At 54.1% G+C, this 26,426-nt stretch carries 27 protein-coding genes and 1 tRNA gene; 14 read left to right on the plus strand and 14 right to left on the minus strand.

Annotation, left to right across the window (positions count from 1 at the left end; genetic code table 11):
• The first annotated feature begins 8 nt into the window (after positions 1 to 8).
• The 5 genes from RHI63_RS03635 (at position 9) to RHI63_RS03655 (ending at position 4,738) form a co-directional block, all read left to right on the plus strand.
• A complete protein-coding gene (locus RHI63_RS03635; protein WP_206201109.1) occupies positions 9 to 1,022 on the plus strand; it encodes a type I glyceraldehyde-3-phosphate dehydrogenase in 1,014 nt (337 codons plus the stop codon).
• A gap of 34 nt (positions 1,023 to 1,056) precedes the next feature.
• Complete coding sequence (locus tag RHI63_RS03640; RefSeq protein WP_206201110.1) at positions 1,057 to 2,211, plus strand: alanine--glyoxylate aminotransferase family protein; 1,155 nt, start codon at positions 1,057 to 1,059, stop codon at positions 2,209 to 2,211.
• A gap of 3 nt (positions 2,212 to 2,214) precedes the next feature.
• Positions 2,215 to 2,679, plus strand: a complete 465-nt coding sequence (locus RHI63_RS03645; RefSeq protein WP_206201600.1) for an MEKHLA domain-containing protein — start codon at positions 2,215 to 2,217, stop codon at positions 2,677 to 2,679.
• A gap of 45 nt (positions 2,680 to 2,724) precedes the next feature.
• The gene (locus tag RHI63_RS03650) at positions 2,725 to 3,735 is read left to right on the plus strand and encodes a DUF389 domain-containing protein (protein WP_206201111.1); all 1,011 of its coding nucleotides are present in this window, start codon (positions 2,725 to 2,727) and stop codon (positions 3,733 to 3,735) included.
• Positions 3,736 to 3,826: 91 nt separating this feature from the next.
• Complete coding sequence (locus RHI63_RS03655) at positions 3,827 to 4,738, plus strand: branched-chain amino acid transaminase (protein ID WP_206201112.1); 912 nt, start codon at positions 3,827 to 3,829, stop codon at positions 4,736 to 4,738.
• Positions 4,739 to 4,752: 14 nt separating this feature from the next.
• Here the strand turns inward: RHI63_RS03655 and RHI63_RS03660 are convergent, their stop codons facing one another.
• The 5 genes from RHI63_RS03660 to RHI63_RS03680 form a co-directional block, all read right to left on the minus strand.
• Positions 4,753 to 5,157, minus strand: coding sequence for an ATP-binding protein (locus RHI63_RS03660; RefSeq protein ID WP_255521495.1), 405 nt, complete (start codon positions 5,155 to 5,157; stop codon positions 4,753 to 4,755).
• 163 nt (positions 5,158 to 5,320) lie between these two features.
• Positions 5,321 to 7,939 (minus strand): AAA-like domain-containing protein, encoded by a 2,619-nt coding sequence (locus RHI63_RS03665; protein ID WP_310744825.1) that lies wholly within the window; start codon positions 7,937 to 7,939, stop codon positions 5,321 to 5,323.
• A 91-nt stretch (positions 7,940 to 8,030) separates the two neighbouring features.
• A complete protein-coding gene (locus tag RHI63_RS03670; RefSeq protein WP_310744826.1) occupies positions 8,031 to 8,423 on the minus strand; it encodes a hypothetical protein in 393 nt (130 codons plus the stop codon).
• 28 nt (positions 8,424 to 8,451) lie between these two features.
• Entirely contained in the window at positions 8,452 to 9,261 is an 810-nt protein-coding gene (locus RHI63_RS03675) for a hypothetical protein (RefSeq protein WP_310821850.1), read from the minus strand.
• A gap of 20 nt (positions 9,262 to 9,281) precedes the next feature.
• Positions 9,282 to 9,665 carry a DUF4359 domain-containing protein gene (locus RHI63_RS03680; RefSeq protein ID WP_310821851.1) on the minus strand — a complete coding sequence of 128 codons (384 nt, stop codon included), beginning with the start codon at positions 9,663 to 9,665 and terminating at the stop codon, positions 9,282 to 9,284.
• A 46-nt stretch (positions 9,666 to 9,711) separates the two neighbouring features.
• On the opposite strand from RHI63_RS03680, the gene RHI63_RS03685 reads away from it, so the two are divergent.
• The 9 genes from RHI63_RS03685 to RHI63_RS03725 all read left to right on the plus strand — a co-directional run bounded on the left by RHI63_RS03685 (position 9,712) and on the right by RHI63_RS03725 (position 17,341).
• A tRNA-His gene (locus RHI63_RS03685) sits at positions 9,712 to 9,784 on the plus strand.
• A 14-nt stretch (positions 9,785 to 9,798) separates the two neighbouring features.
• Positions 9,799 to 11,421, plus strand: coding sequence for an ABC transporter substrate-binding protein (locus tag RHI63_RS03690; protein WP_399378905.1), 1,623 nt, complete (start codon positions 9,799 to 9,801; stop codon positions 11,419 to 11,421).
• On the plus strand, positions 11,418 to 12,212 hold the full coding sequence (locus RHI63_RS03695) for a TlyA family RNA methyltransferase (protein WP_310743404.1): 795 nt from the start codon (positions 11,418 to 11,420) through the stop codon (positions 12,210 to 12,212). Before RHI63_RS03690 ends, RHI63_RS03695 begins: the two co-directional genes overlap by 4 nt.
• Before the next feature lie 22 nt (positions 12,213 to 12,234).
• A complete protein-coding gene (locus tag RHI63_RS03700; protein ID WP_310821852.1) occupies positions 12,235 to 13,092 on the plus strand; it encodes an amino acid ABC transporter permease in 858 nt (285 codons plus the stop codon).
• Positions 13,093 to 13,186: 94 nt separating this feature from the next.
• Entirely contained in the window at positions 13,187 to 13,780 is a 594-nt protein-coding gene (locus RHI63_RS03705; RefSeq protein WP_310744832.1) for a peroxiredoxin, read from the plus strand.
• Positions 13,781 to 13,911: 131 nt separating this feature from the next.
• Positions 13,912 to 15,210, plus strand: coding sequence for a hypothetical protein (locus RHI63_RS03710; RefSeq protein WP_310744833.1), 1,299 nt, complete (start codon positions 13,912 to 13,914; stop codon positions 15,208 to 15,210).
• Between the two features lie 3 nt (positions 15,211 to 15,213).
• A complete protein-coding gene (locus tag RHI63_RS03715; protein ID WP_206201121.1) occupies positions 15,214 to 16,338 on the plus strand; it encodes a hypothetical protein in 1,125 nt (374 codons plus the stop codon).
• An 80-nt stretch (positions 16,339 to 16,418) separates the two neighbouring features.
• Positions 16,419 to 16,889 carry a thioredoxin-dependent thiol peroxidase gene (bcp, locus tag RHI63_RS03720; RefSeq protein WP_206201122.1) on the plus strand — a complete coding sequence of 157 codons (471 nt, stop codon included), beginning with the start codon at positions 16,419 to 16,421 and terminating at the stop codon, positions 16,887 to 16,889.
• Positions 16,886 to 17,341, plus strand: coding sequence for an NUDIX domain-containing protein (locus tag RHI63_RS03725; RefSeq protein ID WP_206201123.1), 456 nt, complete (start codon positions 16,886 to 16,888; stop codon positions 17,339 to 17,341). The genes bcp and RHI63_RS03725 overlap by 4 nt, the downstream gene beginning before the upstream one ends.
• A gap of 435 nt (positions 17,342 to 17,776) precedes the next feature.
• Here RHI63_RS03725 and RHI63_RS03730 read toward each other — a convergent pair whose 3' ends face one another.
• The 9 genes from RHI63_RS03730 to RHI63_RS03770 all read right to left on the minus strand — a co-directional run bounded on the left by RHI63_RS03730 (position 17,777) and on the right by RHI63_RS03770 (position 26,290).
• Positions 17,777 to 18,547, minus strand: a complete 771-nt coding sequence (locus RHI63_RS03730; RefSeq protein WP_206201601.1) for a precorrin-2 C(20)-methyltransferase — start codon at positions 18,545 to 18,547, stop codon at positions 17,777 to 17,779.
• Positions 18,538 to 20,328, minus strand: a complete 1,791-nt coding sequence (gene feoB, locus RHI63_RS03735; RefSeq protein ID WP_310821853.1) for a ferrous iron transport protein B — start codon at positions 20,326 to 20,328, stop codon at positions 18,538 to 18,540. Before feoB ends, RHI63_RS03730 begins: the two co-directional genes overlap by 10 nt.
• Positions 20,325 to 23,204 carry a GAF domain-containing protein gene (locus tag RHI63_RS03740; RefSeq protein ID WP_310821855.1) on the minus strand — a complete coding sequence of 960 codons (2,880 nt, stop codon included), beginning with the start codon at positions 23,202 to 23,204 and terminating at the stop codon, positions 20,325 to 20,327. Before RHI63_RS03740 ends, feoB begins: the two co-directional genes overlap by 4 nt.
• A 30-nt stretch (positions 23,205 to 23,234) precedes the next feature.
• A complete protein-coding gene (locus tag RHI63_RS03745; protein WP_310821857.1) occupies positions 23,235 to 23,615 on the minus strand; it encodes a DUF1818 family protein in 381 nt (126 codons plus the stop codon).
• Between the two features lie 11 nt (positions 23,616 to 23,626).
• A complete protein-coding gene (locus tag RHI63_RS03750; RefSeq protein WP_206201127.1) occupies positions 23,627 to 24,430 on the minus strand; it encodes an MlaE family lipid ABC transporter permease subunit in 804 nt (267 codons plus the stop codon).
• Positions 24,431 to 24,439: 9 nt separating this feature from the next.
• Entirely contained in the window at positions 24,440 to 24,991 is a 552-nt protein-coding gene (locus RHI63_RS03755; protein WP_206201128.1) for a DUF3172 domain-containing protein, read from the minus strand.
• A 39-nt stretch (positions 24,992 to 25,030) separates the two neighbouring features.
• Positions 25,031 to 25,303, minus strand: coding sequence for an RNA-binding protein (locus RHI63_RS03760; protein WP_149820749.1), 273 nt, complete (start codon positions 25,301 to 25,303; stop codon positions 25,031 to 25,033).
• Between the two features lie 514 nt (positions 25,304 to 25,817).
• Positions 25,818 to 26,015 carry a hypothetical protein gene (locus RHI63_RS03765; RefSeq protein WP_206201129.1) on the minus strand — a complete coding sequence of 66 codons (198 nt, stop codon included), beginning with the start codon at positions 26,013 to 26,015 and terminating at the stop codon, positions 25,818 to 25,820.
• The gene (locus tag RHI63_RS03770) at positions 26,015 to 26,290 is read right to left on the minus strand and encodes a helix-turn-helix domain-containing protein (protein ID WP_206201130.1); all 276 of its coding nucleotides are present in this window, start codon (positions 26,288 to 26,290) and stop codon (positions 26,015 to 26,017) included. The genes RHI63_RS03765 and RHI63_RS03770 overlap by 1 nt, the downstream gene beginning before the upstream one ends.
• Between the last annotated feature and the right edge of the window lie 136 nt (positions 26,291 to 26,426).

The raw sequence follows: 26,426 nt of genomic DNA on the forward strand, positions 1-26,426 counted from the left end.
GGGATCAGGTGGTTAGAGTCGCTATCAATGGTTTTGGGCGCATCGGTCGGAACTTCATGCGTTGCTGGTTACAGCGGAAAGCCAATAGCAAGCTAGAGATTGTAGGCATCAACGATACCTCCGATCCCCGCACCAATGCCCATTTGCTGAAGTATGACTCGATGCTAGGCATTTTCCAAGATGCCGAAATCAGTGCTGACGACGACTGCATCTATGCTGGTGGCCATGCGGTCAAATGTGTCTCTGATCGCAACCCCGAAAATCTGCCTTGGAGTTCGTGGGGAATTGATCTCGTTATTGAAGCCACCGGGGTTTTTACCAGCCGTGAAGGTGCCAGCAAGCACCTGAGTGCCGGTGCGAAAAAAGTCTTGATTACAGCACCCGGTAAAGGCAATATTCCGACATACGTGGTGGGAGTGAATCACCACACCTACAATCCCAGTGAAGATATCGTCAGCAATGCCAGTTGCACCACCAACTGCTTAGCCCCCATTGTCAAAGTGCTCCATGAAACCTTTGGCATTCAGCAGGGGATGATGACGACGACCCACAGCTACACGGGGGATCAGCGCTTACTCGATGCCAGTCACCGCGATCTGCGGCGGGCACGGGCAGCAGCGATGAACATTGTGCCCACCTCTACGGGGGCTGCTAAGGCAGTCGGATTGGTGATTCCCGAGTTGCAAGGTAAGCTGAACGGGATTGCCCTGCGGGTACCCACCCCCAATGTCTCTGTGGTTGATTTTGTTGCTCAAGTGGAAAAACCCACCATTGCTGAGCAGGTGAACCAAGTGATCAAGGAAGCCTCGGAAACCACAATGAAGGGGATTATCCACTACAGTGAATTGGAGCTGGTGTCTTCGGACTATCGGGGTCACAACGCCTCCTCGATTTTGGATGCGTCCCTCACGATGGTGATGGGGGGCAATCTAGTGAAAGTGGTGGCTTGGTACGATAACGAGTGGGGCTATAGCCAGCGGGTTCTGGACTTGGCAGAGCACATGGCCGCTCACTGGGCTTAGTCGTTTCATTTTAAGGATTGGTTCGCAACTCACGATGCAAGATAAATCGATGTTAATGATTCCGGGGCCTACGCCGGTACCGGAGTCGGTTCTTCTGTCCCTCAGCAAACATCCCATTGGCCATCGCAGCGGTGACTTTAGCGAGATCATGGCGGCGGTGACGTCAGGGTTGAAATGGCTGCATCAAACCACGAATGATGTGCTGATTTTGGCGGCCAGTGGCACAGGGGCAATGGAGGCCGGGATCATTAACTTTCTCAGCGCGGGCGATCGCGTGCTCGTAGGCTGTAATGGTAAGTTTGGCGATCGCTGGGCAGAGGTGTGCGATGCCTATGGCCTGAAAACGGAGCGCATTACGGCACCTTGGGGACAACCCCTCAACCCCGATGACTTCAAAACCGCCCTCGAGGCAGACACGGCCAAAACCATCAAAGCGGTGATCATTACCCACAGTGAGACCTCAACGGGCGTGATCAACGACTTAGAGGCAATCAACCGCCACGTCAAAGCCCACGGCCAAGCCCTGATCATTGTGGATGCCGTGACCAGTCTGGGCGCTGTGAGTGTGCCCATTGACGAGTGGGGGTTAGATGTTGTCGGTTCTGGTTCCCAGAAGGGGTATATGATCCCGCCGGGCTTGGCGTTTGTCAGCGTCAGTGCCAAGGCTTGGGAAGCCTACAAGACAGCCACGTTGCCGAAGTTCTATCTTGACTTGGGGAAATACCGCAAGGACGCTGCCAAGAACACAACCCCCTTTACGCCACCGGTGAATCTCTTCTTTGCCCTGAAGACCGCACTGGAGATGATGCAAGCGGAGGGCTTAGAGAATATCTTTGCCCGCCACCAGCGCTTGATGCAGGCCACCCGCGCCGCCATGAAGGCACTCAACTTGCCCCTTTATGCGGCGGATCACTGTGCCAGTCCCGCGATTACGGCGGTGGCACCCCAAGGAGTGGAGGCCGAAAAGATTCGCAGCCTAATGAAAAAACGCTTTGACATTGCCCTAGCGGGTGGTCAAGATCACCTCAAGGGGCAAATTTTCCGAGTGGGTCACTTGGGTTTTGTCAGCGATCGCGATATTTTGGCAGCCATCAGTGCGCTTGAAGCTGTGCTTGGCGAATTGGGGTATAGCAACTTTAGCCCCGGCGCTGGGGTAGCGGCTGCCAGTCGTGTATTGACCACGGCCTAAGTGATGGAGCCTTGGTTGCAGCCACCAGCAGTCCAGCAGGCACGACGTATTTGCGCCAGTTTTCAGCACTGGACGGGGCGATCGCTCCTAGCTGCTCCGGCTGGGGATGACTTGAGCCTAGCACAGCAGTTGTTTCACTGGTCACAGCCCGTTCTCTCCCATGGGTGTGAGGCCGATCCCATCCTCAACTATGGCAACCAAGCCGCTCTCACCCTGTGGGAACTCTCTTGGCCGGAATTGGTGCAGCTTCCTTCGCGGCTGACGGCAGAACCCATGGCTCAAACTGAACGAGCAACCCTCCTTGCCCAAGCAGCCCGCCAAGGCTATGCCAACAACTACAGTGGTGTTCGTATTTCTCGTTCTGGGCGGCGGTTTCGCATTGAAAATGCTTGGATTTGGACTGTTTTGGATGAAGCGGGCAATCCAGTTGGCCAAGCAGCAACGTTTAATCAATGGCAGTTCCTGTAGCATTGATCTAACCTCTTGCGTATAAGTGACTGTACAAGGTTGTCCATGAAAGAACTCCTTGCCCATTGGTTGCATCAGGTTCAAGCCTTCCGCTATCACCGCCGTACGCCAGAAAGCCTCAATCAATTGATTCGGATACTGTATGCTGAATCCCATTTGAATGTTCCCTATGTGGTCTTGATTGTTACTTCCTGCGCGATCGCCACATTTGGTTTGCTCGCCAACAGTGCCGCTGTGATTATTGGGGCGATGGTGATTGCACCGCTGATGCTGCCGATTCGCGGATTGGCCTTAGCCGCTCTCATTGGCGACTTCAAGATGTTTCGTGAGGCAGCGATTGCCTTGATTGTCGGCACCCTCATGGCCATTGGCATGTCTTGGACAATTGGTGTCATGGTGGGTCTTGAGGTCTATGGCAGTGAGATCATGGCCCGCTCCCAACCCAATCTGCTGGACTTGGGCATTGCGGTGGCCGCAGGTGCCGTGAGTGCCTATGCGGTGGCGGAACCCCGTGTTTCAAACACCTTGGCGGGGACAGCGATCGCCGTTGCGCTCATGCCGCCCGTTTGCACCGTTGGCCTTGGGATAGCGCAGTTGAATACGAGTCTGAGTGTGGGGGCAACGCTGCTATATTTCACAAACCTGCTAGGAATTACGCTGGCCTGCATGGTAGTTTTTGTCATTGTTGGCTATATCCCTTTGCATCAAGGGCGCCGTCCCCTCACCATTGCCGCTGCCCTCACCGCTCTGTTGGTGATTCCCCTCGCCATTAGCTTCAGTCGGCTCATTGAACAAGCACGGTTGCAACAGCAAGTACGAGAGGCACTGACTCGAGGAACGCTGACATTTCAACGCCTCGATCTGTTAGGTATGGAAACGAATTGGGTCAGTAACCCACCCGTGATTCGGGTGAATGTGCGTGCCCGCGAGCCGGTCACCCCAAAACAGGTGGCACTCATGGAAGAGTTTATCCAACAGCGGATGAATCGCCCTTTTCGTTTAGTCCTACAGGTGTCTAGCATTGAAGAGATCACCTCAGAGGAGCCGTTGCCCTAGTTTTTTGAGCGTTAAGCCAAAATGTTAGACTATTGAGACTGCAGCTGATCTTTGGTTGCATCTGTCCTTTGTCAACGCTTCCCATTGACGCATGAGTGACTTTCTCCCCTACGCCTATCTCAACGGTCAGTTTGTGCCCTTTGCAGAGGCCAAAATTTCCGTGGCCACCCATGCCCTTCACTACGGAACAGCGGCACTAGGAGGCTTGCGCGGTCTCCCTAATCCGGCCAACGCTAGGGAAATTCTCCTCTTTCGTCTGGAGGATCACTGTCGTCGCCTGAGTCGCAGTGCCCACTATCTCGGCTATGAATTGCCCACCAGCGAGATTAAGTCGAAAATTGTTGCATGGGTGCAAAAAAACCAACCTAGCGTGCCCTTCTATATTCGCCCTTTGGTCTATACCTCTGGGCTGGGCATTGCACCACGGCTCCATGACATTGAGAAGGATTTTCTTATTTACGGCATGCCCCTTGGCGATTACCTGTCAGCTGCAGGCGTTACCTGTCGCATTAGTTCATGGCAGCGGCAGTGCGATCGCTCGTTTCCCCTACGGGGCAAGTTGACCACTTCCTATATTGTCTCGGCACTGGCAAAAACAGAGGCTGTTTCCTCCGGCTTTGATGAGGCGATTCTCCTCAATGACCAAGGGAAAGTCTGCGAAGCGTCGGGAATGAATCTCTTCTTGGTGCGGGATGGGCAATTGATTACGCCGAGCGTGGATCAAGACATTCTTGAGGGCATTACCCGCCGCAGTGTCATTGAGCTAGCACAGGCGGCTGGTGTCAAGGTGATTGAGCGGCCTGTGGATCGTACGGAACTTTTGATTGCCGATGAGGTCTTTTTAACGGGTACGGCTGCGCGAATTGTGCCCGTCAGTCGCATTGAGACCTACACGCTGCCCAGCGATCGCCCCCTGACACGCCAACTGCAAAAACAACTACAGGCGATCGTTGAAGGACGGGAGCCACAGTATCGCCACTGGGTTGATGTTATTCCCCTCTAGCGGCTGTGATCCGTTCAGGTGAGGTACTTACATAGACTTAATTCGGTTCCTTTGGGGTTCCAATAGACCTCATCAAAGATGGCATAGATCAAAAACAATCCCCGACCACATTCACAGTCGGCGGCTGGCAACAACTCATCAGCGGTCTCAGAAACATTACTCGGCGGTGAGAAACCGTCCCCCTGATCCGTAATCACCCACCAGCATTGATCAGGGAAGAAGGTATAACGCACAAAAACCAGCTTTTCGGGATTGAGTTGATTGCCGTGGCGAGCCGCATTGACGAGGGCTTCTTGGAGGCCTAGCCTAATTTCATCTTTGTACTGGGGGGGAAGATCACTGAGTAGAATGTCTAGGATGGGTTGGAGAAAAAGCGTTGAGGGAAATGCTAGGGTTTGCCATTGAGGCGCAACGTACATCAACGTCATAGACGGCACAACCCGCGAAGCATAACTGGGCAGCGGGATACAGATCCGAGACCGGTGAGAGTCATTGGCGGATAACCGAACCCCTCCTTCTTTAGCTTAGCAAGGGAGTTGTTGCTCACACAACCGCTACCTGTCCTGCCCATGGTTTGGTCAACTAATGCAGGCGATCGCCAAAATAGCGGCGGTAAAGATCACAGCGCACCTTAGCTAAATTTCCCTCTAGGGTAATCAGTCCCAAACTGTGGAGCTTAAAGCCAACGGTGCTATCAACCATATTGCCGTTGTCCGCTTGCAGAATCTCCTTAAAGGCAGGCACTAGGTCTGCCTGCTGCTGGAGATGCCACCACTGTCGCCGCAGGTGATCCCGATATAACCCCGTTTCTGAGGCCGCATTGGTCATTAGCTCCTGCCATGTCAGATCTTGGCGGGCGAGGTGATAGAGGCTCAGACGAATCAGATAGGGATGACCTCCCACCAAGTGCTGCAGGTCTTGAAGCTGCTCCTCTGACAGACTCAAGCCGTGGAGGCGACACAACTCAGCAATTTGTTCTTGGTTGAATTCCGGCAGATCAATGGCTAAGCCAACGTTAAAGGGGGACTGATTAATGTCTAGGGGAATATAGACCTCCGTACCATGAACCACAATTAGACGGAGATTGCGCCAAATATCGCGGTTTTTGCCCTCTTCATGCCATGCCCGCAACAGGCCAAAGAAGTCACTGGCCACTTTCGGATATTCAAACACCCGATCCACTTCGTCTAGACCGAGGACAAGCGGGCGACTCTCAAATTGCGTCCCCGGTTTTTGGCAATTGGGTAAGAGATACTCCTCAAAATAGGTAGTGCAGTTGTATTTACTGCCAAAAATGTCATCCCAATACTCATTGAGGCGGTTTTCTAGCCCTAATCGCCGCCCGACACTGGCACAAAGCCAGCGCAGGAGTTTTTCTAAATCACTGAAGACTTGGGCATCTGCCAGTTGAAAACTGAGGGGAACAGTGCCATAGCCCTCTTGGGTCGCGCGGTACAGCAGCCGTGCCATGAGTGAGGTTTTGCCCATTTGGCGGGGGGCTTTGATGCGAATCAGGGAGCCGGGTTGCAAGAGGGTTTCGCGACAGCGTTGCTCAATGGGGGGGCGCTCAATATAAAATGCCGAGGCCACTTCCACCTGCCCTTCTGGGAGTTCTGGCTCAGCCACGGGAACAGGCGCACCATCACCCACCAATGTGCCAATTTGCGCAGATTCAGCAATGGTTTCTTGGACGGCATCGCTACTGGTGGCTACAGGGGCAGTGGTCGCATTCACCAAGTCGAGAATCTCTTGCAGCAGGGTGTCGGTGTCCGCTGGCGATCGCCAGAAGCGCTGTTGTAGGCGATGCAGGTAGCCCCGCAACTCATAGTTCAAGGGCATATCAAGGGGGAAATTGACCCGCACAGGCAAGATAAAGGGACGGCGATCGCCCCGTTGGGCTTGCAACTGTTTGACCGTGCGGACTTCCTCAAGCACCATTTCACTTTGCGCCGCCGTTTGTGAGAGCAACAGAACAAAGAAATCACACCGCTTTAGCTCCTGATCAATCCGCTGTGCCCATGCCTCCCCAAGGCGGATACTTTGGCTGGCCATAAAGGGTTGGTGACCCGCTTTTTGCAACACCTCTTGGAGGGCACTGGCCAACTGCAAATCGGTGCCGTCACTGGAGTGACTGATAAAAACATGGCGACCTTGGTTGGAAAGGGCGGCGGTGGCTGCCGCTGGAGAGGACACTGGTTTCGGTTCGGTGGCTTGCGGCGGCAGCGTGGCAATAGCGGGTAGTGGACGGGGCGGCACTGTAGAAGCACCCCCACCTGCCTTTGGCGATCGCGCAGCGCGCCCTTCGGGCGATCGCCAGAGGTCTTGAACAGGAGTTTTGAGAAATTTGCCAAGGCGAAACCAAAAGGATTTGGGCACCTCCACCTGTTGCAGGCTGGCAAGGGCATCGGTAGCCGTGGTAAAGCGCTCGTAGGGAGAAGGGTGAATTAGTTTATTGACAAACTGCACTAGGCGATCGCTGACTGGTTCAGCAGCTTGCCAACACCAACAGCCGTAGGGGTCTTGGGTGAGTTGCAGAGGACTCAACCCCGTCAATGCCTGTACCGCCACCATCCCCAAGGCATAGAGATCGCTGGCCGGACGCGGACGCCCTTGGGCTTGCTCTGGAGCCATATACCCCGGTGTGCCAATGGCAATTGTCTGTGGATTGGTCTCTCCCACCAAGGTACCGCCGCCAATGGAGACCCCCATCTCCTTCACTGCCCCAAAATCAATGAGCACTAAGCGGTGATCCGATTGGCGACGAATGAGATTATCGGGTTTAATATCGCGGTGGATAACACCACATTGATGCACAAAGGCCAAAACCCGCAGGGCATCTTGGAGCAACGCCATCACCCGTGCCTCTGACCACGCACAGCCCGGCAACAATTCGTGCCGTAGGACTTGACCCTCAATGAAGTCTTGGACAAGGTAAAATTCGTTGTCTTCCTCAAAGTAGGCAAGGAGGCGGGGGATTTGCTCGTGACTGCCCAGCCGCTCTAGAATTTGTGCCTCCCGCTGAAAGAGCGATCGCGCCAAAGGGAGAAAGGCCGCATCCGTACGGGCAGGGCGCAGGTACTTAACCACACACTTGGCACGAATGGGGCGATGAACATCCTCAGCAAGAAACGTTTGGCCAAAGTTCCCAGCCCCCAAGACTCGAATGAGTTTATAGCGCCCGCCAAGGGTTTTCCCGATCATGATAATTGTCTTTCACCGGCTTCTCCTCGTTGATATATCTTGGCACAGCTGTTCCCTGCTCCACCATGACAGTGTTCCCTTGATACAGCGGCTATTCAGCAGTAAAGACGGCGTACAGCACAGGAGATAGGAAAACCAGCCCTGCACCCCCAGAAATTACAAAGGACGAGATAAAACGACTCGTTGCCGTCATCCTCGGATCAATCACTAGACTGATCACAAGGCTCAGCAGGAAACAGCCCATACTCCCTAGGATCGGAAAGAGGGCGGTCATGATCGCTGCCTGTTTGGTATCGGCGTCTTGGATGAAGCTCATCCTAAAAAGGAGCAGCGCAGTGACCAGTAGCCAAGGCAGGATAGCTCCCAAAGGGACAGCCCAATAGCTCCAGAGGGAGATGCGCCGCCAATGGGCAATCAAGGTCAACCCTAGCGCCCCAAGGAGGAGGAGCAATAGCAGCAACAGGAGTGAACGATTAGAGGCCATAAAGATACTCCCTGTCCGACGATGAGGTTCAGGAAACGGGGGCGATCGCGCTGGAATTAACAGCGACAACAATGGCAGTATTCAGTAACTGATAGAGGGTATCCGATAGGGTTTCGTATTCCGTTTGGCTGTCACCGCTAAAGGTCAGATCATTCCACGACCCCATGCCGCCAAAGACCCAAGCCACCTCTACGGCACTCAGGAGTTGTTGGCAAAGCTCGGCTAAGCGACTCACTGGCCAAGGCCTTTCCTCCCCCGTGAGTGAACCACAGCTATTGAGCATTTGTCGGGTAAGGTCAAAGGTGCGGGCAAAGGTCTCTTGGTCATGGTTAGCCGCAAACTCAGTCATTCGGTCGAGGTGGGTCAGTAACTGTGCACGGATGGTGTCTGGGGGAATCGTTCTCATCGGCGAGGCTAAGCGGGGATGATTGCAGAGAATACGCCCATAGGCCACCTCCCAGCGTTGATCGCGTTCACTCCACCGCCAGCGGCTCCGCCAATAGTCACACCCCGTGGACTTCACCACCTCAACTAACCAGTGGCCACCACCGCCGGGAAAGACAATCGCTATGCGATCGGGAATCTCTGAATTTTGGGAGGCTTCGTAGAGTAACTGCAAGGCTTCAGCACCCTCCCCCCGCAGGCGTTCCAACCAAGTCATGGGGTCAGGGGCATAGGGCATTTGCCGCCACGAGGAATCCTCTTTACGCAGATCAAGAAATGTCGCGGGCTGGGGGAACTCCAACTCCTCCCTTGAGGGGTTATCGGCAGCAATTGCTCCTAGGACAGCATTTCCCCAAAGAACTAGGTTGATATCTTGGGCGATGGATTCTTGCATTTGGCACCTAAAAGGGGGCTTTATAGCGTTAGCGGAATAATTTGACCAAAGAGGCCGAGGCTCCAGACGGTGTCAATGGGCAACTCTGTCACAAAGAGGGTGGCAACGCCAAGGTTATAGGATTGGGTGTTGTAGGCGATGTAGCGTTCAATGTCTTCTGCTGGGCGGGATTCCAGTTGATCGCAGACTTCCAAAGCCACTTGGGCGATCGCGCTATCGCGATTGATGATCTCTGGACACACTTGAGTCAAAAGGAAGGTATTGATTTCCGCTGCGGCGCGGCGTTGATAGTCGGCAGGGGTGGGATTCGTCAGAACCGCCGCAATGATCCCCAAGAGCAAGAAGGCGCCACCGCCCCACCAAAGAGGGCGTGCCATGACTTGGGAAAGGAGAGGCACTTTCATAAGAGAGTTCTCTATGCTATGCTAGAGGACTAGCTCAGGAAGCATGGCGAGCGTAGCCAAGCGGTTAAGGCAGTGGATTGTGGTTCCACCATTCGTGGGTTCGAGTCCCATCGCTCGCCCTTTATTCTAGTGGATGATGTACCGAGCGGGTGTATCCGTGACACGACGGCTACTGTGGGGATGTCTGGTACTGTTGTTGAGCCTGCTGCTGGTTGCCTGTGGCGGTGATGAGCCTCGCCAAGGGGATGACAGTATTGTCATTGGTACCACGGCTCGCCTGCGCACCCTAGACCCCGCTGATGCCTACGAAAATTTGGCGGGACTGCTGCTGTTGAATTTGGGCGATCGCCTCTATACCTACGAAGGCAAAGACCTCATTCCCCAACTGGCCACAGCGCTACCTGAAGTGAGCGAGGATGGCCTGACTTACCGCATTCCCCTGCGGCGGGGGGTTCGCTTCCACGATGGCACACCGTTTAATGCAGCCGCCATGGCCTTTTCCCTTGAGCGATTTATGAATAGTGGTGGCCAACCCGCCTCCCTCTTGGCCGGGCGCGTTAAAGAAATTCAGGCGATCGCGGAGGACTTACTGGAAATTCGCCTCAAGGAACCCTTTGTGGCTTTTCCCCATTTACTGGCCTTTAGTGGCTTGTGTGCCGTTTCGCCGACAGCCTATGGTGCAGCGGGCGATCGCTTTTTGCCGACGCAATTTGTGGGCACAGGCCCTTACCGTTTAGCGGCCTACGGTACCGATGGGGTACGCCTTGAACCCTTTGCCGACTATTGGGGAACCAAGCCCCAAAATACGGGGATTCGCCTGCAAATCTTTTCCAGTAGCGCTAATCTCTACAATGCCTTTCGCACGGGGGCAGTGGATGTGGCGATCGGTGCGCTCGATCCCAATCAAATTCGTGCCCTCAAGACTCAAGCGGCAACAAAGCACTGGCAGGTCATTACCGGGGCAGGTAACGCTGTCACTGTCCTAAGCATTAATTTGCGCCAACCCCCTTGGGATCAATTGGCAGCGCGGCAGGTTTTGGCGGCCAGTGTCAATCGTCAACGCCTCGCGGAACGGGTCTTTTTGGGGGAAGCAAAACCCCTGTACTCGCTGGTGCCGAGTTTATTTCCTGAGAGTGAGCCGATTTTTCGCGATCGCTATGGAGATGGAGACGCCGCTCAAATAGCTCACTGGCTAGCCAAGACCTCTATTTCAGCGCAGCAACCCCTCGTCGTCAATCTCTGGTACCGTGCCAATGTTCCCAGTAATGTGCTGGCGGCAACGGTTCTTAAAGCTTCACTAGAGCGGGATTTGGGCGATCGCGTGCAGGTGCAATTGGACAGCGCTGACTCGGCTACGATCTACCGCAATTTAGACAGTGGGGCTTACCCCTTGGTCTTGCTCGATTGGTATGGTGATTTTTACGATGCTGACAATTACCTTGAACCTTTCCTGAGTTGCGAGCATGGTTCTGTGGAAACAGGCTGTGAAAGTGGTGCCAGTGCGGCGTGGGGGTCGTTTTTCTATAGCCCTGAGGTCAATGATCTCATTGTTGCCAGTCGCCGTGAGGCTAATCCCCAACGCCGTGGGGTACTATTGCGTCAGCTTCAGGAACTCAATGCCGAGGCCGTGGCCTTTTTGCCCCTGTGGCAGAGTGAAACCACCCTCTTTGCCCAACCCCAGTTGCGCGGGTTAATCCTTGATGTCAACCAGCTCTTTGCCTTTGCCCCCCTGCAGAAAGCACCAAAAGATCAATGAGTCCCCGAAAGCAACGCTTGGATAGTCTTCTGGTGGAGCGGCACCTGTGTGAGAGCCGCCAACAGGCACAACGTTGGATTCGCGCTGGGGAAGTGCAGGTAAACCATGTCCCCATTGATAAGCCGGGCACGCTGGTGGCAGTGGATGCCACGATTCAAGTGAAGGCAAAAGCCGCCTATGTTTCGCGGGGGGGTGAAAAACTTGCCCATGCCCTAGGGGTCTTTCCTGTGGTGGTGCGCGATCGCGTGTGTTTAGATGGCGGTATTTCCACGGGCGGCTTTACGGATTGTCTGTTGCAAGCGGGCGCCAAACGGGTCTATGGCATTGATGTCGGCTATGGCCAAGTGGATTGGAAACTGCGCCAAGACCCGCGCGTTATCCTCAGGGAACGCACCAACCTGCGCTATTTAACCCCCACTGATCTCTACACTGACGATGCGCCCCGCCCCGATCTCGGCGTGGTGGATGTCTCTTTTATTTCCCTGACTAAAGTTTTACCCGCCCTATGGGAATTACTGCTGCCGCCGCGAGACTTGATTGCGCTAATTAAGCCACAGTTTGAGGTGGGGCGCGATCGCCTCGGCAAACATGGTGTGGTGCGCGATGCCAAGGCGCGTCAAGAAGCCGTGGATCAGGTGATTGCCGCCGCCGAAGCGTTGGGGTGGCAGTGCCACGGTGTGACTCCCTCGCCGATTTTAGGGCCTGCGGGCAATCAAGAATTCCTTGCTTATTTTTTTTGTCATGCTGTGGGGAATGCTTCCCTAGAGAACGAGATGGTATCATCATCCTGACAAAAATGATGGCTTTTCGAGAATGCAGCAAGTGGCACCGTTTATTCCTCCTTGGGCAAAATGGCTCAATGGCATCTTTTTGGTGTGCCTAGGGCTGGGCATTCTTGCCTTTTGTGGCTACCTTTATTACTTTCGTGAGACGTTGATACTGTACGCGCCGTTTCTCCTGCAGGCGGCAATTACGACGTTTTTGATCTCAGTCTTTAGTTTGCTCTTGGCGGTCATCTTGGGGGCGATCGCCACCTGGGCGAGGTTGCATCCTGTCCCGCCATTGCGCTGGCTGAGTACGGTTTACATTGAATTTGTGCGCGGTACCCCAACCTTGGTGCAACTGCTGGTGTGGGGCTTTGGCATTGGTGGGCTCTTGAGTCAATGGGGTTTTGATCCTCGGCAAATTGCCTTTGATGTCATGACCGTGCTGCAAAGCAACCGCTTGGTGTCGCCACTTTTTAACTACATTTTCTACGGCATTCTTGGCTTGGGCTTTAACTATGGTGCCTATTTGAGTAAGGTCTTTCGCAGTGGCCTAGAGGGGGTTCCCAAGGGACAAACGGGAGCCAGCCTCAGCCTTGGCCTCTCGGGTCGGCAAACTCTATGGCGGATTATCCTGCCCCAAGCTATTTTGATTATCCTGCCTCTCTTTACCAATAACTTCATTACGCTGATGCAGGACTGCGCCCTCTTGGTGGTGATTGGCGTGCCCGAACTGCAAAATATGACGAGCAATATGACGAGCACCTTTGCCAATCCCATGACCGATCCGCAGCGGAAGCTCTTTATCTATGTCTTGGGTGCGATGTTCTACTTTGCCCTCTGTTTTCCTCTGTCACGGCTCTCCCGCTTCCTTGAGCAACGGTGGCAGCGATCGGCTATTTCATAATCAAAACCGTTATGAGTATGATATAGTAGGCATAGCTGTTAAAAAATGTAAACAGCCCTGTTAATTGGTCGTTGCTAAAAGTACGAGGTTTGCTATGTCTCACTGTCTGCGCGTGGGTCAACCTGCCCCTGATTTTGAAGCAGTTGCTGTCTATGATCAAGAGTTCAAAACCGTCAAGCTCTCGGACTATCGCGGTAAGTACGTTGTTTTGTTCTTTTATCCTTTGGATTTCACGTTTGTTTGCCCCACAGAAATTGTCGCTTTTAGCGATCGCTACGATGAATTCGCCAAACTGAACACCGAAATCCTTGGCGTGTCTGTGGATAGCCAGTTCTCCCACTTGGCGTGGACGCAAACCGATCGCAAAGCTGGTGGTGTGGGCGATCTCAAATATCCCCTCGTGTCTGACCTGAAAAAAGAAATCAGCACCGCCTACAACGTGCTGACCGAGGAAGGGGTGGCACTGCGCGGTCTCTTCATCATTGACAAAGAAGGGATTATCCAACACGCAACGATCAATAACTTGGCCTTTGGCCGCAGCGTTGATGAGACTCTGCGGGTGCTACAAGCGATTCAATACGTCCAAGCTCACCCCGACGAAGTCTGCCCCGCTGGCTGGCAACCCGGCGACAAAACGATGAACCCTGACCCTGTCAAATCCAAAGTGTATTTTGAAGCGGTGGGCTAATTGCCCCTCTGTCTCAGACTGATCCGTGCTGTGAACCTGCCCTTGGGGTGGGTTCTTTTTTTGTCTCGCCAAGACCCGTAGGAAAACGTTAGGGTGGAACAGGAGGCCTTTTGCCGAAGAGGGAGGCAAACATGACGGTCGATCGCCGCCTAATGCAAGCTGTAGAAACACTGGGGTACCGAGTGACCGCAGGGGATGTGGCGGGTACGGTGGGATTACCACTGCAAACGGCTGAAAAAGGATTAATGGCCTTGGCTGCCGATGTTGGCGGCACGCTACAAGTGGCCGAAAGTGGCGATATTGCCTACGTCTTCCCAAGAAATTTTCGCAGTATCCTGCAAGCAAAATACTGGCAACTGCGACTGCGGGCGGTGGCGCAGCGGGTTTGGGGTGTTGTTTTCTATCTGATTCGCATTTCCTTTGGCATTTTTCTCATTGTTTCGATAGTTCTGATTTTTCTGGCGATCGCCATCATTTTGATTGCCCTTTCTAGTCAAGGGCGAGACGGTGAGGATCGCGGCCAAGGTGGCTCTTGGGGGGGCGGTGGCATCAGTTTTTGGGTCTTTCCCGACTTTTGGTATTTCTTTGGCGATCCTTCTCCCCAGCGATCGCGCCCCCGGTCACAGGACAATGACGAGGAAATGAACTTCTTTGAGGGGGTCTATTCTTTCCTCTTTGGCGATGGCAATCCCAATGCCGACCTCGAAGAACGCCGCTGGCAACTCATTGGCCAAGTGATCCGCAACAATGGCGGGGCAGTCACGGCAGAGCAAATTGCCCCCTATCTCGATTTAGAAACAGATCCGGGGGACGATGAGTGGTATATGCTGCCGGTGCTCACCCACTTTAACGGTCGCCCCGAAGTCACAGAGACAGGGCAGATGATCTATCGCTTTCCTGAGTTACAAACGACGGCTCAAACTCGCAAAGGGCAACGGCAGACGCTTCCCCCCATCTTGGAAGAGCACCGCTGGCGCTTTAGTCGGGCACCCGCTTGGCAAATTATGGTGGCCATTGGCTTGGGCTGTGTCAATCTGATCGGGGCGCTGATGCTGTGGTACCTCTTGGGAGATGGAGCGATCGCCCAAGAACTGGGGGGGCTGGTGGCCTTTGTGGCCTCCATCTTTTGGATTTTGCTGGGCTATGGTATTGGCTTTTTGGGTATTCCCTTGGGGCGGTACTACTGGTTACTGTGGCAAAATCAACGCATTCGCGATCGCAATGCCCGCCGCTACCACTACGCCAATATTCTGGCCAATCCCACACCGCAGTTGCGTGCCAAAGTACGGGCAGCTCAAGCCTATGCCCAGCAGCGGCAAATCCGTGAACAGGATGTCATCTATCGCTCCGATCAAGATTTAGTGGAGCAGGAACTCGCCCAATCGGAAGCCATCGATCGCGAATGGTTACGCCGACTGGAATCGGAGTAGATCATGACCCGCTCCTCCCTGCGCCCAGCGGCTGCCACAGGAGATCTCGAGGCCATTCAAGCCCTCCTAGAAGCGGCACTTGCCCCTAAAGAAATCGCAGTGACCGTAAACCAGCGGCGCGAATGTCTCTTGTTGCGCCTGCAGTGTCCAACGAGTGTCCCGACTGCAATTGTGCTCACACTACTCGCTCGCGAACTGATCCACTGGCCAAGCTATGCCCACAGCAGCATCCTGATCACGGTTTGCCAAGACAGCCATGAACTCTGGGAAGCGGTGCTTGATCTCACCAGTCGCCATGAGTTACAACGCCTTGCCAAGGGGGAGCATCTACGTCAGACTCTCTCCCTCCCTTCTCCTCCTCGCAAGGAAGAGTTTGGCATTCCTGTCCAACCCCTCAGCACTAAAGATTGGCAAGTGATCGCGGCGGGGTTGGGTCTATCACTCCTTCTTCTTACGTCAGAGCAGGTGACGTTTTTGCTCAGTCCGCTGATTACCCTTGTCCACGAAATGGGTCATGCAGTAATGGCGTGGCTCTTTGGCTATCCAGCGGTTCCCGCCTTTGATTTTCGCTACGGTGGTGGCGTCACTCTCCATGGCGATCGCGCGGGCGGCATCATCCTGCTTATTTATACGGTATTGCTGGCCTTGGCCTATTTCTACCGTCACAATCGGCTGACCCTTATTTGCCTTGGGGTCTTTACGCTGCTTTATACCCTTGTGGCCTTTAGTCCAGTCCATGAAATGCTCTTTGTAGCGATGGGGCATGGCTTTGAACTCATTTTTGCCGTCATTTTTCTCTACCGTGCCCTCAGTGGTTGGGGCTGCCGCTATCCCATTGAACGTCCCCTCTACGGTATGGTGGGGTTTTTCATTGTGTTTTTTAATATGCGCTTTGCTTGGCAGTTGCAGTTTAATCCTGTGTTTCGAGAGATGTACCTGATGGGCAAAGGGGGCATTGATCACGATTTTGTTCGCTTGGCTCGCGATTTTCTGCACACTGATTTAGCAACGGTGGTTGGCCTCTACGGCTTTTTTGTGGTTCTGACACCGGCGATCGCCTTCCTGCTCTATCGTTATCGCCAGCTCATGCTGTACCTGTTCATTCGCCTCTTTATCTCTGAGGGCTAAAGGCTACACCCCTTGGCCACCACAGCAGGAGCCAAACTGGGGGAAGATAGATATGGCCAACCATTGGAAATTGCTCAGAAATGTCCCTGACCGTTGGGGCGATCGCCCCTTCCTTTGAACTGGCGGATGCTACGGGTAAGCGGGTGCGTTTGGCTGACTTTCAAGGTCAGTGGGTGATTCTCTACTTTTATCCCCGTGACAATACCCCCGGCTGCACCAAAGAAGCCTGTGCTTACCGCGATGTCAGTGCCACCTTGGGCGATCGCAACGTCGTTATCCTAGGCATTAGCCCCGATAGTGTCGCCTCCCACGCCAAATTTCAGCAAAAGCTTAACTTGCCCTTTCGCCTGCTGGCCGATGTGGACACCAGCGTTGCCCAAGCCTACGGTAGCTATGGCCCGAAAAAGTTCATGGGCAAGGAATATCTCGGTGTTTATCGGGATACATTTCTCATCGATCCCACGGGCAAAATTGCGGCTATTTATCGGCGGGTGAAGCCCGATGCCCATGTGGCGCAAGTGCTGGCGGATCTGGAGCAGCTACAAGCGTGAATTGGTTTTGGCGAGTTGTCCGTTTTTTCCTAAAGCGATTTTGGCGGCATCCCTTTGTGGCGGTGTCGGTGATTGCCTTGACAGCGGGCGATCGCCTGATTTTGATCCAACGCCGCGATACGGGTCAATGGTCGCTGCCGGGGGGCATGATGGATTGGGGAGAAACGATTCTCGATACCGGCGCTCGCGAACTCGCGGAAGAAACAGGATTGCGCCTCAAGAGCTTTGAAGGCTTAGTGGGGGTTTACTCTGACCCAAAGCGAGATCCCCGTGTTCATGCCGTGTGTATCGCGATCGCTGCCCGCGTTGTCGGTGAGCCGCAGGTTTTGGATGTCAAGGAAGTGCGTGCAGTACAAGCCTTTCCCCTCAGTGACCTCCCCTTAGCCGATCTCGCCCACGACCATGCCCAACAGTTACAGGACTATTTGAGTGGACATCTAGGATTGACATGAACACCAAAGCTAGATTGTTAAGTCTTATTTAACGATATCGCACTTTCGTTTAGTGGAATAAACGGCTACTAATGCAGTGGAAGCAGCTAAGCGACTGTTTATCCTCTTTCAAAAAGATGAACAGAAGATTCACGCCGTTGGCCGCAGCGCTTCCACAATCTTGAGGGTATTTCGTGTCATGTGTCGTCGTCCTCTACTGAACCTTAAACACGTCTGCCATCATACAGGGCTTTCTTTTCCAGCGGCAGCCAAAGCCATGCAATCCCTAGAAAAACTTGACTTAGTGCGTGAGATAACGGGGCAGGAACGTAACCGTGTGTTCGCTTATCATAGTTACCTAAACATATTAAATGAAGGTACAGAGACACGCTAAGAAAATTCACACCACTTGATCTATCGTGAGGAGACGCCCACCCCCGTAGCACCGATAAAGAATCATTGGGTACTGTTGTACATAGGATTGACTTCAGCACTCGCGAAATTCTGCAAGATGGGGCGCCGCTGCCAAACAATGAGCAGCGAAAAGTAGGGCAGGGTTAACTCTGGATAGTTCGTCAGGGGGGTGTAGATTTGCTGTTGAGGGGTTGTTGCCCAGCTCACCACTGCCGCCTGTTCCAAGAGGTGGTGTTCCTTGAGCCAATGCCAGACGTGGCCATAGACCGATCGCACCTTCATTAAAACCACCACCTCCGCCCATGCCCACACCCGCTCGAGGTCATCCCCGTGGTACATTGCTGGCAAAATCGCTAGGCGATCGCTCCCCAAGGTCAGGGGCACCCCTAAGCTAGCCGCTGCGGCCAAAGGCGAGCAAATTCCCGGAATCACTTCAATCGCAATATGAGGGTCAAGGCTCTGGACGGCTGCCGCCAGATAGGAAAACGTACTGTAGAAACTGACATCCCCCTCAGAGACAAAGACCACATCAATGCCTTGAGCGAGATAGGCATAGACTTGCTCTGCCGCCTTTTGCCATGCTTGTTCTAAGACATCTTCTGCAAGAACATAGGGGAATTCGAGGGGCAGATACATTTGCTGGGGGTCTTTGTAGGGGGAAATGATCTCCTCGGCAATGCCGCGCCGTCCCTGTAGTCCCGCCGGAAAGGCAATCACCCTTGCGTGCTGTAGGCGTCGCCAACCCTTGAGGGTAATGAGTTCAGGATCCCCCGGCCCTACGCCAATGCCGCAAAGGGTGGCCATTAGCCCCATCCCCACCAGTGCCCCAGTTGATAGACACTGCCACTCACCACCCACGCCATCACCAAGGCATAGAGGGTCGCAAAAATCGTAAACTGCCCGCGTTTCGATTCACTCCAGAGGGTGGCAAGGGTGCTCAAGCAGGGGGTGTACAGGAGAGTAAAAAGCATAAAGCTGTAGGCCTGTAGGGGCGTTAAATCTTGGGCGATCGCCTGCTGTAACGAGGTACCGGAAAGGTGATAGATCACCGCCAACGCGCCAATCACAATCTCCTTGGCCACAAAGCCGACAATCAGGGCGATCGTTAGGGCAGGTGTAATGCCCACCGGTGCCAAAAGCGGCTGTAGCGCTATCCCCAGTTGACCCGCCCACGTTTCTGGACTTGAGGGCGTTGCATTCAGGGGTAAATGGGTCAATGCCCACACCACCAAGACACCTATCATAATGAAGCCCGTGGCTCGCGAGAGAAAATGCTGCACCTCGCCCCAGGCCCGCAGAATCACCTGTCGCCCCGTCGGCCAGCGATAGGGGGGCAACTCCAGCAAAAAGGGATCCGTATTCGGGAAATAGCCCTGAAAACAGAGGGCAGTGAGCAAGGCCGCCAGAATACTCCAGCCATAGAGAGACAGCAGGACGACTGCCCCCCACTGCGGGGGAAACAAACAGGCAATGAGAAAGACAAACACCTGTAGCCGCGCTGAGCAGAGGGAAAAGGGAATGATCAGCATCGTCAGTAGCCGCAGCCCCGGCGAGCGAATAATGCGGGTGGCCATCAGGGCGGGGACATTGCAGCCAAAGCCCATCAAGCTGAGGACGAAACTGCGTCCATCTAAACCCAAGCGTGCCATCAGGCCATCCATCAGGTAGGCGGCACGGGCAAGGTAGCCACTATCCTCAACGATCGCCATCACAATAAAGAAGATGGTGACTAAGGGCACAAACGCTGCCACCGTGGTCATACCGCCATAGATGCCCTCAATGAGCAAACTGCTGAGCAAGGGGGGCAGCCGCGCCAGGAATGGCGCCAGCACCTGTCCCTGAAAGGTCTCAAACGCATCACTGAGCCAGCCTTGAACCCCCAGCCCTAGCACCCATACCACTTGAAAGACAAGGTATAGCCCCGCAAAAAAGAGGGGCAGTCCCCACAAAGGGTGTAGCAACCAGTGATCCAACTGTTCTGTTAGTCTGCGAACGGTGCGACTGGGGAAAGTAACGGTGCCCGCCAATAGGGGCGCGATCGCCCCCGGTTCAATTTCTGGCAACGTTGGCTTGAAGAGCGGGGCTTGGGGAACGGGTGCCTCTTTGAGGGCATGGCAAATTGTTTCATAGGCCTCCCAATAGCCGCCACCATATTTGGCACTGAGGGCCACCACCGGCACCCCAAGGCGATCGCTCAATTTCTCGGTATCAATCTGAATCCCCAGTTGCCGCGCTTCATCGGCCATATTCAGGAGCACCACCATTGGTAGTCCCCAAGACTTCACCTGCAGGGCTAAGCGCAATTGATGCTGAATCTGACTGGCATTGAGAATCACCAACACCAGCCGCACCGGCACCCGTTGGAAAAACTCACGCACAAGGGTTTCATCGGCAGCCGTCCCCGCCAGATCGTAGATGCCCGGCAAATCCACCAGTTTAACCATTTCACCATTGAGGGAAATCTCGGCTTCTGCTAAGTCCACCGTCATCCCCGGCCAGTTGCCTACATGGGCACGGGCAGCGGCAATGCGATTGAAAAATGTGGATTTACCCGTGTTCGGGAGGCCAAGAAGGGCGATCGTGCTTGGGGTCATTGGCGCGGCTGTGAGGATTGCAATTCAAAGGTACCCGTGTCGCCACTATTCAGGGGAATGAGCAGACGACTCAGGAAGCGGCCATCCTCTAATTTATACATATCGAGGTTATAGCCTAGGCGTTGACACAGGTTAAAGCAGACTTTGAGGTGTCGTCCGGGGGGCTGATCAAGGCTGGAGGGAGCAAGCCAGTCGAGATGTTCGAGTTGGTGCAGTTTAATGAGTAACTGTGGCTCTATTTCCCCATTGTCGGTGATTGACAGTTCCAGCCAAGACTGCATTTTGCCCCCCTGACCCATGCCTTCAATTTGTTGGCACCAGATGTCAATGCGGCCTTGGGAGGGCGATCGCTGGCAGGCAAAAAGCAACAACTCATAAAGGATTAACTCCAGCTTGCTAATGTCACCATTGAGGGTGAGGACAGGTTGATTGTGAACTTGAATCCACAGTTGTTTGCGCTGCTTCCAATTTTCGATGCGATCCATCACTCGCTTGAGGAGCACCGCTAGGCCTGCTGTGTCAGTCGTTTTGTCCAGTTGCCATACCTCATGGCTCAAGAGGGGATGGAGGGATTCCAACTGGGTTTGCAGGAGCGTGCCCAACCGCCGCAGCAGGGGAGCTGCCTCAGGGTGTTGCTGAACCGATTGCATCAGCTGATGGCAGAGACTCGCAAGTTGACCATAGACCTGTTCAAGGCGACGGTGCTTGTACCAGTTGAGGGTTTCAAGGGTTTGCCAGCCTTGGGTGAGCATTTGAATGAGGGAAGTACTGCGGTGTGCCCAAGCCAAATGGTTGACAAGGGTAATGAAGGCCTCTAGGTGCAAGGTTGACCACTGGCGATCGCGACGATCAGCGACAATGAGAACCCCTGAAGGTTCGTATTCGGGATCAGTGCGTAGGGCGATCGCCAAAATTTGACCAATGTCTGGCCCTGAGAGCCATTCCCGCGTACGCGGATCTAGTTCTGCTGCTGTGGTTTGAATCAACCAAGTGTAGGGATTACTGGTGACATCGGCTTGGGAGGCCATCAGGGCACTGTGGATCAGCGGATCCTCATAGATGGCAATTTCCGCGTCGTTGCGAATCGCAAATTTGGGATGGCTAGGGGGCGGTGCCACAATCGAGCCAACCGTCTGACCAGGTCGCCAAGTCACTAAGGCCACAAGGGGTACCTGCATTAAGTTCATGAGCTGCTGTAAGCCCGTCAGTTCAATGCGCTCCAAGTTTTGGGTGCGTTGCAGTGCCGTTAACCCCGCCAGCATCGCCGATCGCACTTGCTCCTGCTGCGTATTGGTGTTTTGCAGTTGCCACTGATGGCTAATGAGGCCAAGGGTACGCGCCACCTCCTGTACAAGGGTTTGCTGACTTTTGCCCCAAGCCGTTGGTTCAGTGCGCCCCACTAACAGCAGTGCTTCCAAAGAATGGCCGGGGGTGGTGGTTGCTACCACAAGGGACTGGATATGCAGCTTGTCGAGAACCTCTTTCCAAGAGTAGAGGCGCAGTTCATGGCTACAGTCCTCAAGGGCAATGGCTGTGGTTGCCGTTTCCAGAAGTTGCCAATCCATTTTTTGTAAGGGCGGGAAGGGCGGATGGCGATCGCGCCCCCGGGGCGCCGGATACTGAAACAGGACATCAAAGACTTGGGTCAGGGAGTTGTAGCTTAACAAAAAGACCCACTGTGCCCCTAAATCTGCCGCTAACCTTTCGCCCGCATGGTGGAGCACTTGCTTCCAGTCCTGCTCATCACAGATGGCTTGCGCCAACTCACTCACCAAGCTTTGGGCCTGCTGGGTCTGTGCCAAGAGGTGTTCAAGGCGTTCAGTGGGGGCTGCCAAGGCCAATAGCTCTGCGGTGACTTGGAGGAGTTTCTTTTCATTGTCATTCCAAGGGTAAGGCTCACTGCGCTCGAATGTGAGAAAGCCCACGACATCGGTGCCCACCAGAATCGGGGTTGCCACAAGGGCACGGCAATTCAGCATTTGCATTAACCGTAAGGGTGCGGTAGCACTGACCACACTTTGACTATCGCTGACACTCACGGTTTGGCCGCTGGCAAGGGCAGTATAACAACCTGCTAACTCCTGCTGTGTAATCGCTAAGGGTTGCCGCTGGCTCTCGCGGCTCTGGGGTTTACCAACAGTGTAACTGCGCCGCCGATAGAGGGGTTGCTCCAAATCTCGCCAAAAGAGGCTGGTACGTTGAGGTTGACAGAATTGGTGCACTGCCAGCAACAGGGCTTCAATGCGTTGACCCAAACTAGGGGCACGGCTGGCCTCTTGGAGAAGATGGCGCACTGGATCATCACTCGTCATTGTGGGCGCCGCCGCTTGCTTGGTTTCAGGGGCTGGTTTTGCCGCGGTCAAGCGTTCCAATTCCGCCCCAAGGGCACTCACCAGTAAGCTCATGTGCGCTAAATCATCGCCCCGCAGGGTATCGCCCCAAGTGGTAGAACCGATCATGAGAATGCCGAGGGGTTGACGATGGCGGATAATGGGATAGATGGCCGTGCCTTGAATGCCCAAACGGGTGGCGGCTTCTCGTAACTCGCCTAGGCGGGGTTCCTCCTTGAGACTGGGCAAACTAATCGGCTTGCGGTTGATCAACACCTGATCGAGAAGACTACCGGCGGCAAGGGTCAGTTTCTGCTTGAGGAAGGGATGATCGCCAACGGGCGTGGTTCCCCCTTGGCCAATGAGTTGTTTGGCGGCTTCATTGTATAGTCCCAGCCAGACAAAGGACATGCCGAGGGTTTCTTGGACAAAACTGACCAAGGGAGCAATGAGTCCGCCAATTTGCTCTTGCTGTTGCAGTTGCTTAATGGTGTTAACCAGTGCCGCCAAAGCGGGGCTGACCTTCGAGGATTTGGCAGAGGTCATAGGGGCGATCGCAACCGAGAAGGATGTCTTCTATTCTAAACTTTGCCCCTCCGCAATCCTGTGCTGCAACTCACAGCAGGCAAGGAGAAAGTCTGGGGGCACCGGGGCAGGCCATGTCCCCTCAACCCGGCGATCGCCCAACACAATCAGATGCAGGCTATAGGCATGGGGATAGCCCTCCAATTCCAAATGCACAGCATCGTTGCCGCCACTGAGGGTAATCATTTCCTCTGCCATCAATTCGGGGGCGATCGCCAAAAGCTGCCCGTGGAGTTGGCGAAATAAATCCACAAATGCCTTGAATTCTGCGGCAGTAAGTTCCGTGGCCCAATCCTCAGCGCCCACCAGAGCGGCATAGAATTGATCATTGCGCCAGCCCACCCGCCAGTCTTCCCCCACCCGCAGTTCCATAGGCTAGCCCTCTAAAACGTGGGTACGAGGCTACTGCTGCCGCCAAAGAGGGCCCAAGACAGGAAAAAGTTGAGAATAAAGATCGCCAATAGCGAGATCACCACAGCCGCCGTAGTGGATTGACCGACCCCCTTGGCGCCCCCTGTGGTTGTAATGCCCCAATTGCAGCCAATGATGGCCACCACACCGCCAAAAATGCCTGACTTGATAATTGAACTCCACAGATCCCAAGTTTGCAGAAAGTTCTGAATGGACTCAATATAGACCCCACGGGGAATGCCGTAGAGATAATCGGCAATCACTAGCCCACCCCACAGCCCTGTTACCAATGCCAAGATATTGAGAATCGGCAACATCAACACACAGGCAATAAACCGTGGCACCACCAGATAATCTACGGGATCCGTGCCCAGCATATAGAGGGCGTCAATTTGCTCAGTGACTTTCATGGTGCCAATTTCAGCCGCAAAGGCAGAGCCAACTCGCCCGGCGAGTACCACCGCTGTCAGCACCGGCCCCAGTTCCCGCGCTAGGGCGATCGCCAGCACCCCACCCACCGCAGAGGTGGCACCAAAGGTAATAAATTCACGGGCGACCTGAATCGTAAACACCATGCCCACAAAGGCCGCTGTAATTAGGGCAACACTGAGGGAGGCAGGCCCCACCAAGGCCATTTGCTCGATCGAGTTGCGCAGCGGAATCCGCCCCCGCAGCAAATGATAGGTGACTTGACCCGCCAAGAGAAAGGCTGTGCCCAAGCGTTGTATGCCCTGACTTGCACGCCAGCGCAGCCGTGGCCACTTCCTCGCCTTCATTGTTGCGCCCTAGAAATTACCGGTTTCACCCGCAGCACCATTACCCAAGCCTGAGAGTTTGAGGAAGAGGTTTTTATCTGTTGTGCTCTGATAAACACAGCTGATTTCAGGATTGGCTTCAAGGTTGCCCACATAGCCAAAGGTATTCAGCCGCTGCCGACAACTGCGCAATTGCTCACCGGTAATGAGTTGTCGCTGTTCTAGCAGGGCAACGTTATTGGCACGCAGCACACAGCCCGGTTGCATCACCGGTTGGGAAACAAAGACCGAAAAGGGGTTAAAAGTGACAAAAATCCGCGTATCCACCGCGATCGCGCTCGCACCAAATTGCACGCAAATATCAGGATTGGGCGCCGCCTGATCAATAAACTGCGTTGAGGCCACGTTATCAGGATTGAGGGTGGTCGTTTTGCTAAAGGTGACACCCACACCAACGCCAATAATAAAGACCCCTCCCAACACCGCCAGAGTGCGGGTATTCACTGGTGACTTCGATTCTGGCTGGGGAGGCCGACGAGTTTGGGGACGCGGACGCGGTGGGGATGGCGAACGTCGAGGCATAGCAGGAAGAGTGAACAGCACTTCCCTACCAGTATGCCCTTAGAAGGCAGGGTTTGACTGCCCCCCTGCTTGTTTTGGCTTCGCCTTGTTGACCTTGAGCACCCGTCCTAGCCATGTTGCACCGTCGAGATCATCAATGGCAGCGGCCTCCTGAGTTTCATCCACCAGTTCGACAAAAGCAAAGCCACGCCGTTTGCCTGTTTCTCGATCCACCGGCAACACAATCCGGCGAATAGCACCATATTTTTCAAAAACTTCGCGAAGATCGTTTTCTGTCGCCTCATAGGAGAGGTTGCCGATGTACAGTGTCATAACCCGAACTCAGAAGCAATTTGACAATCATCATAGCCTCTCGCTTTCCCTTACCCATGCGATCCAGACTACAGAACCCAACACCTTGCAAAGAAAATTAACGTTTTCTATCAGCCCCAAAATATATCAAGGTTAAAAAGAAATTAATTCCTCCCTTAATGTCACCTACAGCCCTTTGCACAGGGTTTGAGCCGCGTCCGACAGATTCAGCAAATTGCCGCAAGCCCATTCTCTCGTGGAATCCACCGGAGTCTCTCTAGGAGAGGATTTGAGTATTTTCAGTGGTCTTGTAGAAAATAATTTCACCCCCCTCGCAAGGGATCCCTCGGAACAGGGGGTTGCAATCCGCTCTGGGAGAGGCTATATTCAAGGTACTCTTGCTTCTCTTCGGGGAAGTAGATTAAATGAGAATGAACCAGCCCGTCAAAGAACGAATCACTGCCGCCATCAGTTGTAACAATACAGCTTGCAGGTTTTGACGCACGGCTTCTAGGGTCTCGAAGGACTGCCATGCTCATGCTGCTCGCAGATGTTGCCACAACCGCTCCATGGGATTGACCTCGGGGGCAAACACAGGCACAACATTGCGCACAATGCGATGCACCGTCGGGTAGGCGACCTCAAGCTGATGCTCCTGTCGCAGCAACTGCACAATAGCCTTGTAACTGTCAAACCCGCTGGGGTCTTGTAGGCGTTTCTGCAACTGTGGCATCACTGTTGGGGGGATGATGCGGGCGGCTTTGGGGGCGTCTTGACTGCCAATAACCGCTGAAGTCCTCCTTGGCGATAGGCGTTCAGCCAGCGAGTAATGCTGGACTCGTTGCAATGGAGCAATTGGGCAATTTGTGGGCAGCTGTGGACAAGTCCTTGCTTCAGCCAGTAGAGCATCTGCAAGCGTTCCTGCTGTCGGGCATTGGTTTCATGTTGTAGGCGCCGCTGCAGTTCTTCAGAGCTTTCTGTAATTGTGAGGACGAGCGGGCGAGCCATGAAGGTCTCCTACTGGGATGACTTCAGTTTTAGGATAGACAATTGCCTCGTTTAAGACCTATTTATTAAGCTCAATGTTACAAAGAGCTGGTATTAGCAGAATCAATAAATACAACCCTTTTTTAGAATATGAGAC

The sequence above is a fragment of the Thermosynechococcus sp. GLH187 genome (assembly GCF_031583395.1).
Taxonomy (GTDB): domain Bacteria; phylum Cyanobacteriota; class Cyanobacteriia; order Thermosynechococcales; family Thermosynechococcaceae; genus Thermosynechococcus.

What these genes read in the sequence shown, in the direction of transcription:
- RHI63_RS03640 (WP_206201110.1), top strand. Translation starts at nt 1,057, where the DNA reads ATGCAAGATAAATCGATGTTAATGATTCCGGGGCCTACGCCGGTACCG.
- RHI63_RS03645 (WP_206201600.1), top strand. Translation starts at nt 2,215, where the DNA reads ATGGAGCCTTGGTTGCAGCCACCAGCAGTCCAGCAGGCACGACGTATT.
- RHI63_RS03650 (WP_206201111.1), top strand. Translation starts at nt 2,725, where the DNA reads ATGAAAGAACTCCTTGCCCATTGGTTGCATCAGGTTCAAGCCTTCCGC.
- RHI63_RS03655 (WP_206201112.1), top strand. Translation starts at nt 3,827, where the DNA reads ATGAGTGACTTTCTCCCCTACGCCTATCTCAACGGTCAGTTTGTGCCC.
- RHI63_RS03660 (WP_255521495.1), bottom strand. Translation starts at nt 5,157, where the DNA reads ATGTACGTTGCGCCTCAATGGCAAACCCTAGCATTTCCCTCAACGCTT.
- RHI63_RS03665 (WP_310744825.1), bottom strand. Translation starts at nt 7,939, where the DNA reads ATGATCGGGAAAACCCTTGGCGGGCGCTATAAACTCATTCGAGTCTTG.
- RHI63_RS03670 (WP_310744826.1), bottom strand. Translation starts at nt 8,423, where the DNA reads ATGGCCTCTAATCGTTCACTCCTGTTGCTGCTATTGCTCCTCCTCCTT.
- RHI63_RS03675 (WP_310821850.1), bottom strand. Translation starts at nt 9,261, where the DNA reads ATGCAAGAATCCATCGCCCAAGATATCAACCTAGTTCTTTGGGGAAAT.
- RHI63_RS03680 (WP_310821851.1), bottom strand. Translation starts at nt 9,665, where the DNA reads ATGAAAGTGCCTCTCCTTTCCCAAGTCATGGCACGCCCTCTTTGGTGG.
- RHI63_RS03690 (WP_399378905.1), top strand. Translation starts at nt 9,799, where the DNA reads ATGATGTACCGAGCGGGTGTATCCGTGACACGACGGCTACTGTGGGGA.
- RHI63_RS03695 (WP_310743404.1), top strand. Translation starts at nt 11,418, where the DNA reads ATGAGTCCCCGAAAGCAACGCTTGGATAGTCTTCTGGTGGAGCGGCAC.
- RHI63_RS03700 (WP_310821852.1), top strand. Translation starts at nt 12,235, where the DNA reads ATGCAGCAAGTGGCACCGTTTATTCCTCCTTGGGCAAAATGGCTCAAT.
- RHI63_RS03705 (WP_310744832.1), top strand. Translation starts at nt 13,187, where the DNA reads ATGTCTCACTGTCTGCGCGTGGGTCAACCTGCCCCTGATTTTGAAGCA.
- RHI63_RS03710 (WP_310744833.1), top strand. Translation starts at nt 13,912, where the DNA reads ATGACGGTCGATCGCCGCCTAATGCAAGCTGTAGAAACACTGGGGTAC.
- RHI63_RS03715 (WP_206201121.1), top strand. Translation starts at nt 15,214, where the DNA reads ATGACCCGCTCCTCCCTGCGCCCAGCGGCTGCCACAGGAGATCTCGAG.
- bcp (WP_206201122.1), top strand. Translation starts at nt 16,419, where the DNA reads ATGTCCCTGACCGTTGGGGCGATCGCCCCTTCCTTTGAACTGGCGGAT.
- RHI63_RS03730 (WP_206201601.1), bottom strand. Translation starts at nt 18,547, where the DNA reads ATGGGGCTAATGGCCACCCTTTGCGGCATTGGCGTAGGGCCGGGGGAT.
- feoB (WP_310821853.1), bottom strand. Translation starts at nt 20,328, where the DNA reads ATGACCCCAAGCACGATCGCCCTTCTTGGCCTCCCGAACACGGGTAAA.
- RHI63_RS03740 (WP_310821855.1), bottom strand. Translation starts at nt 23,204, where the DNA reads ATGACCTCTGCCAAATCCTCGAAGGTCAGCCCCGCTTTGGCGGCACTG.
- RHI63_RS03745 (WP_310821857.1), bottom strand. Translation starts at nt 23,615, where the DNA reads ATGGAACTGCGGGTGGGGGAAGACTGGCGGGTGGGCTGGCGCAATGAT.
- RHI63_RS03750 (WP_206201127.1), bottom strand. Translation starts at nt 24,430, where the DNA reads ATGAAGGCGAGGAAGTGGCCACGGCTGCGCTGGCGTGCAAGTCAGGGC.
- RHI63_RS03755 (WP_206201128.1), bottom strand. Translation starts at nt 24,991, where the DNA reads ATGCCTCGACGTTCGCCATCCCCACCGCGTCCGCGTCCCCAAACTCGT.
- RHI63_RS03760 (WP_149820749.1), bottom strand. Translation starts at nt 25,303, where the DNA reads ATGACACTGTACATCGGCAACCTCTCCTATGAGGCGACAGAAAACGAT.
- RHI63_RS03765 (WP_206201129.1), bottom strand. Translation starts at nt 26,015, where the DNA reads ATGCCACAGTTGCAGAAACGCCTACAAGACCCCAGCGGGTTTGACAGT.
- RHI63_RS03770 (WP_206201130.1), bottom strand. Translation starts at nt 26,290, where the DNA reads ATGGCTCGCCCGCTCGTCCTCACAATTACAGAAAGCTCTGAAGAACTG.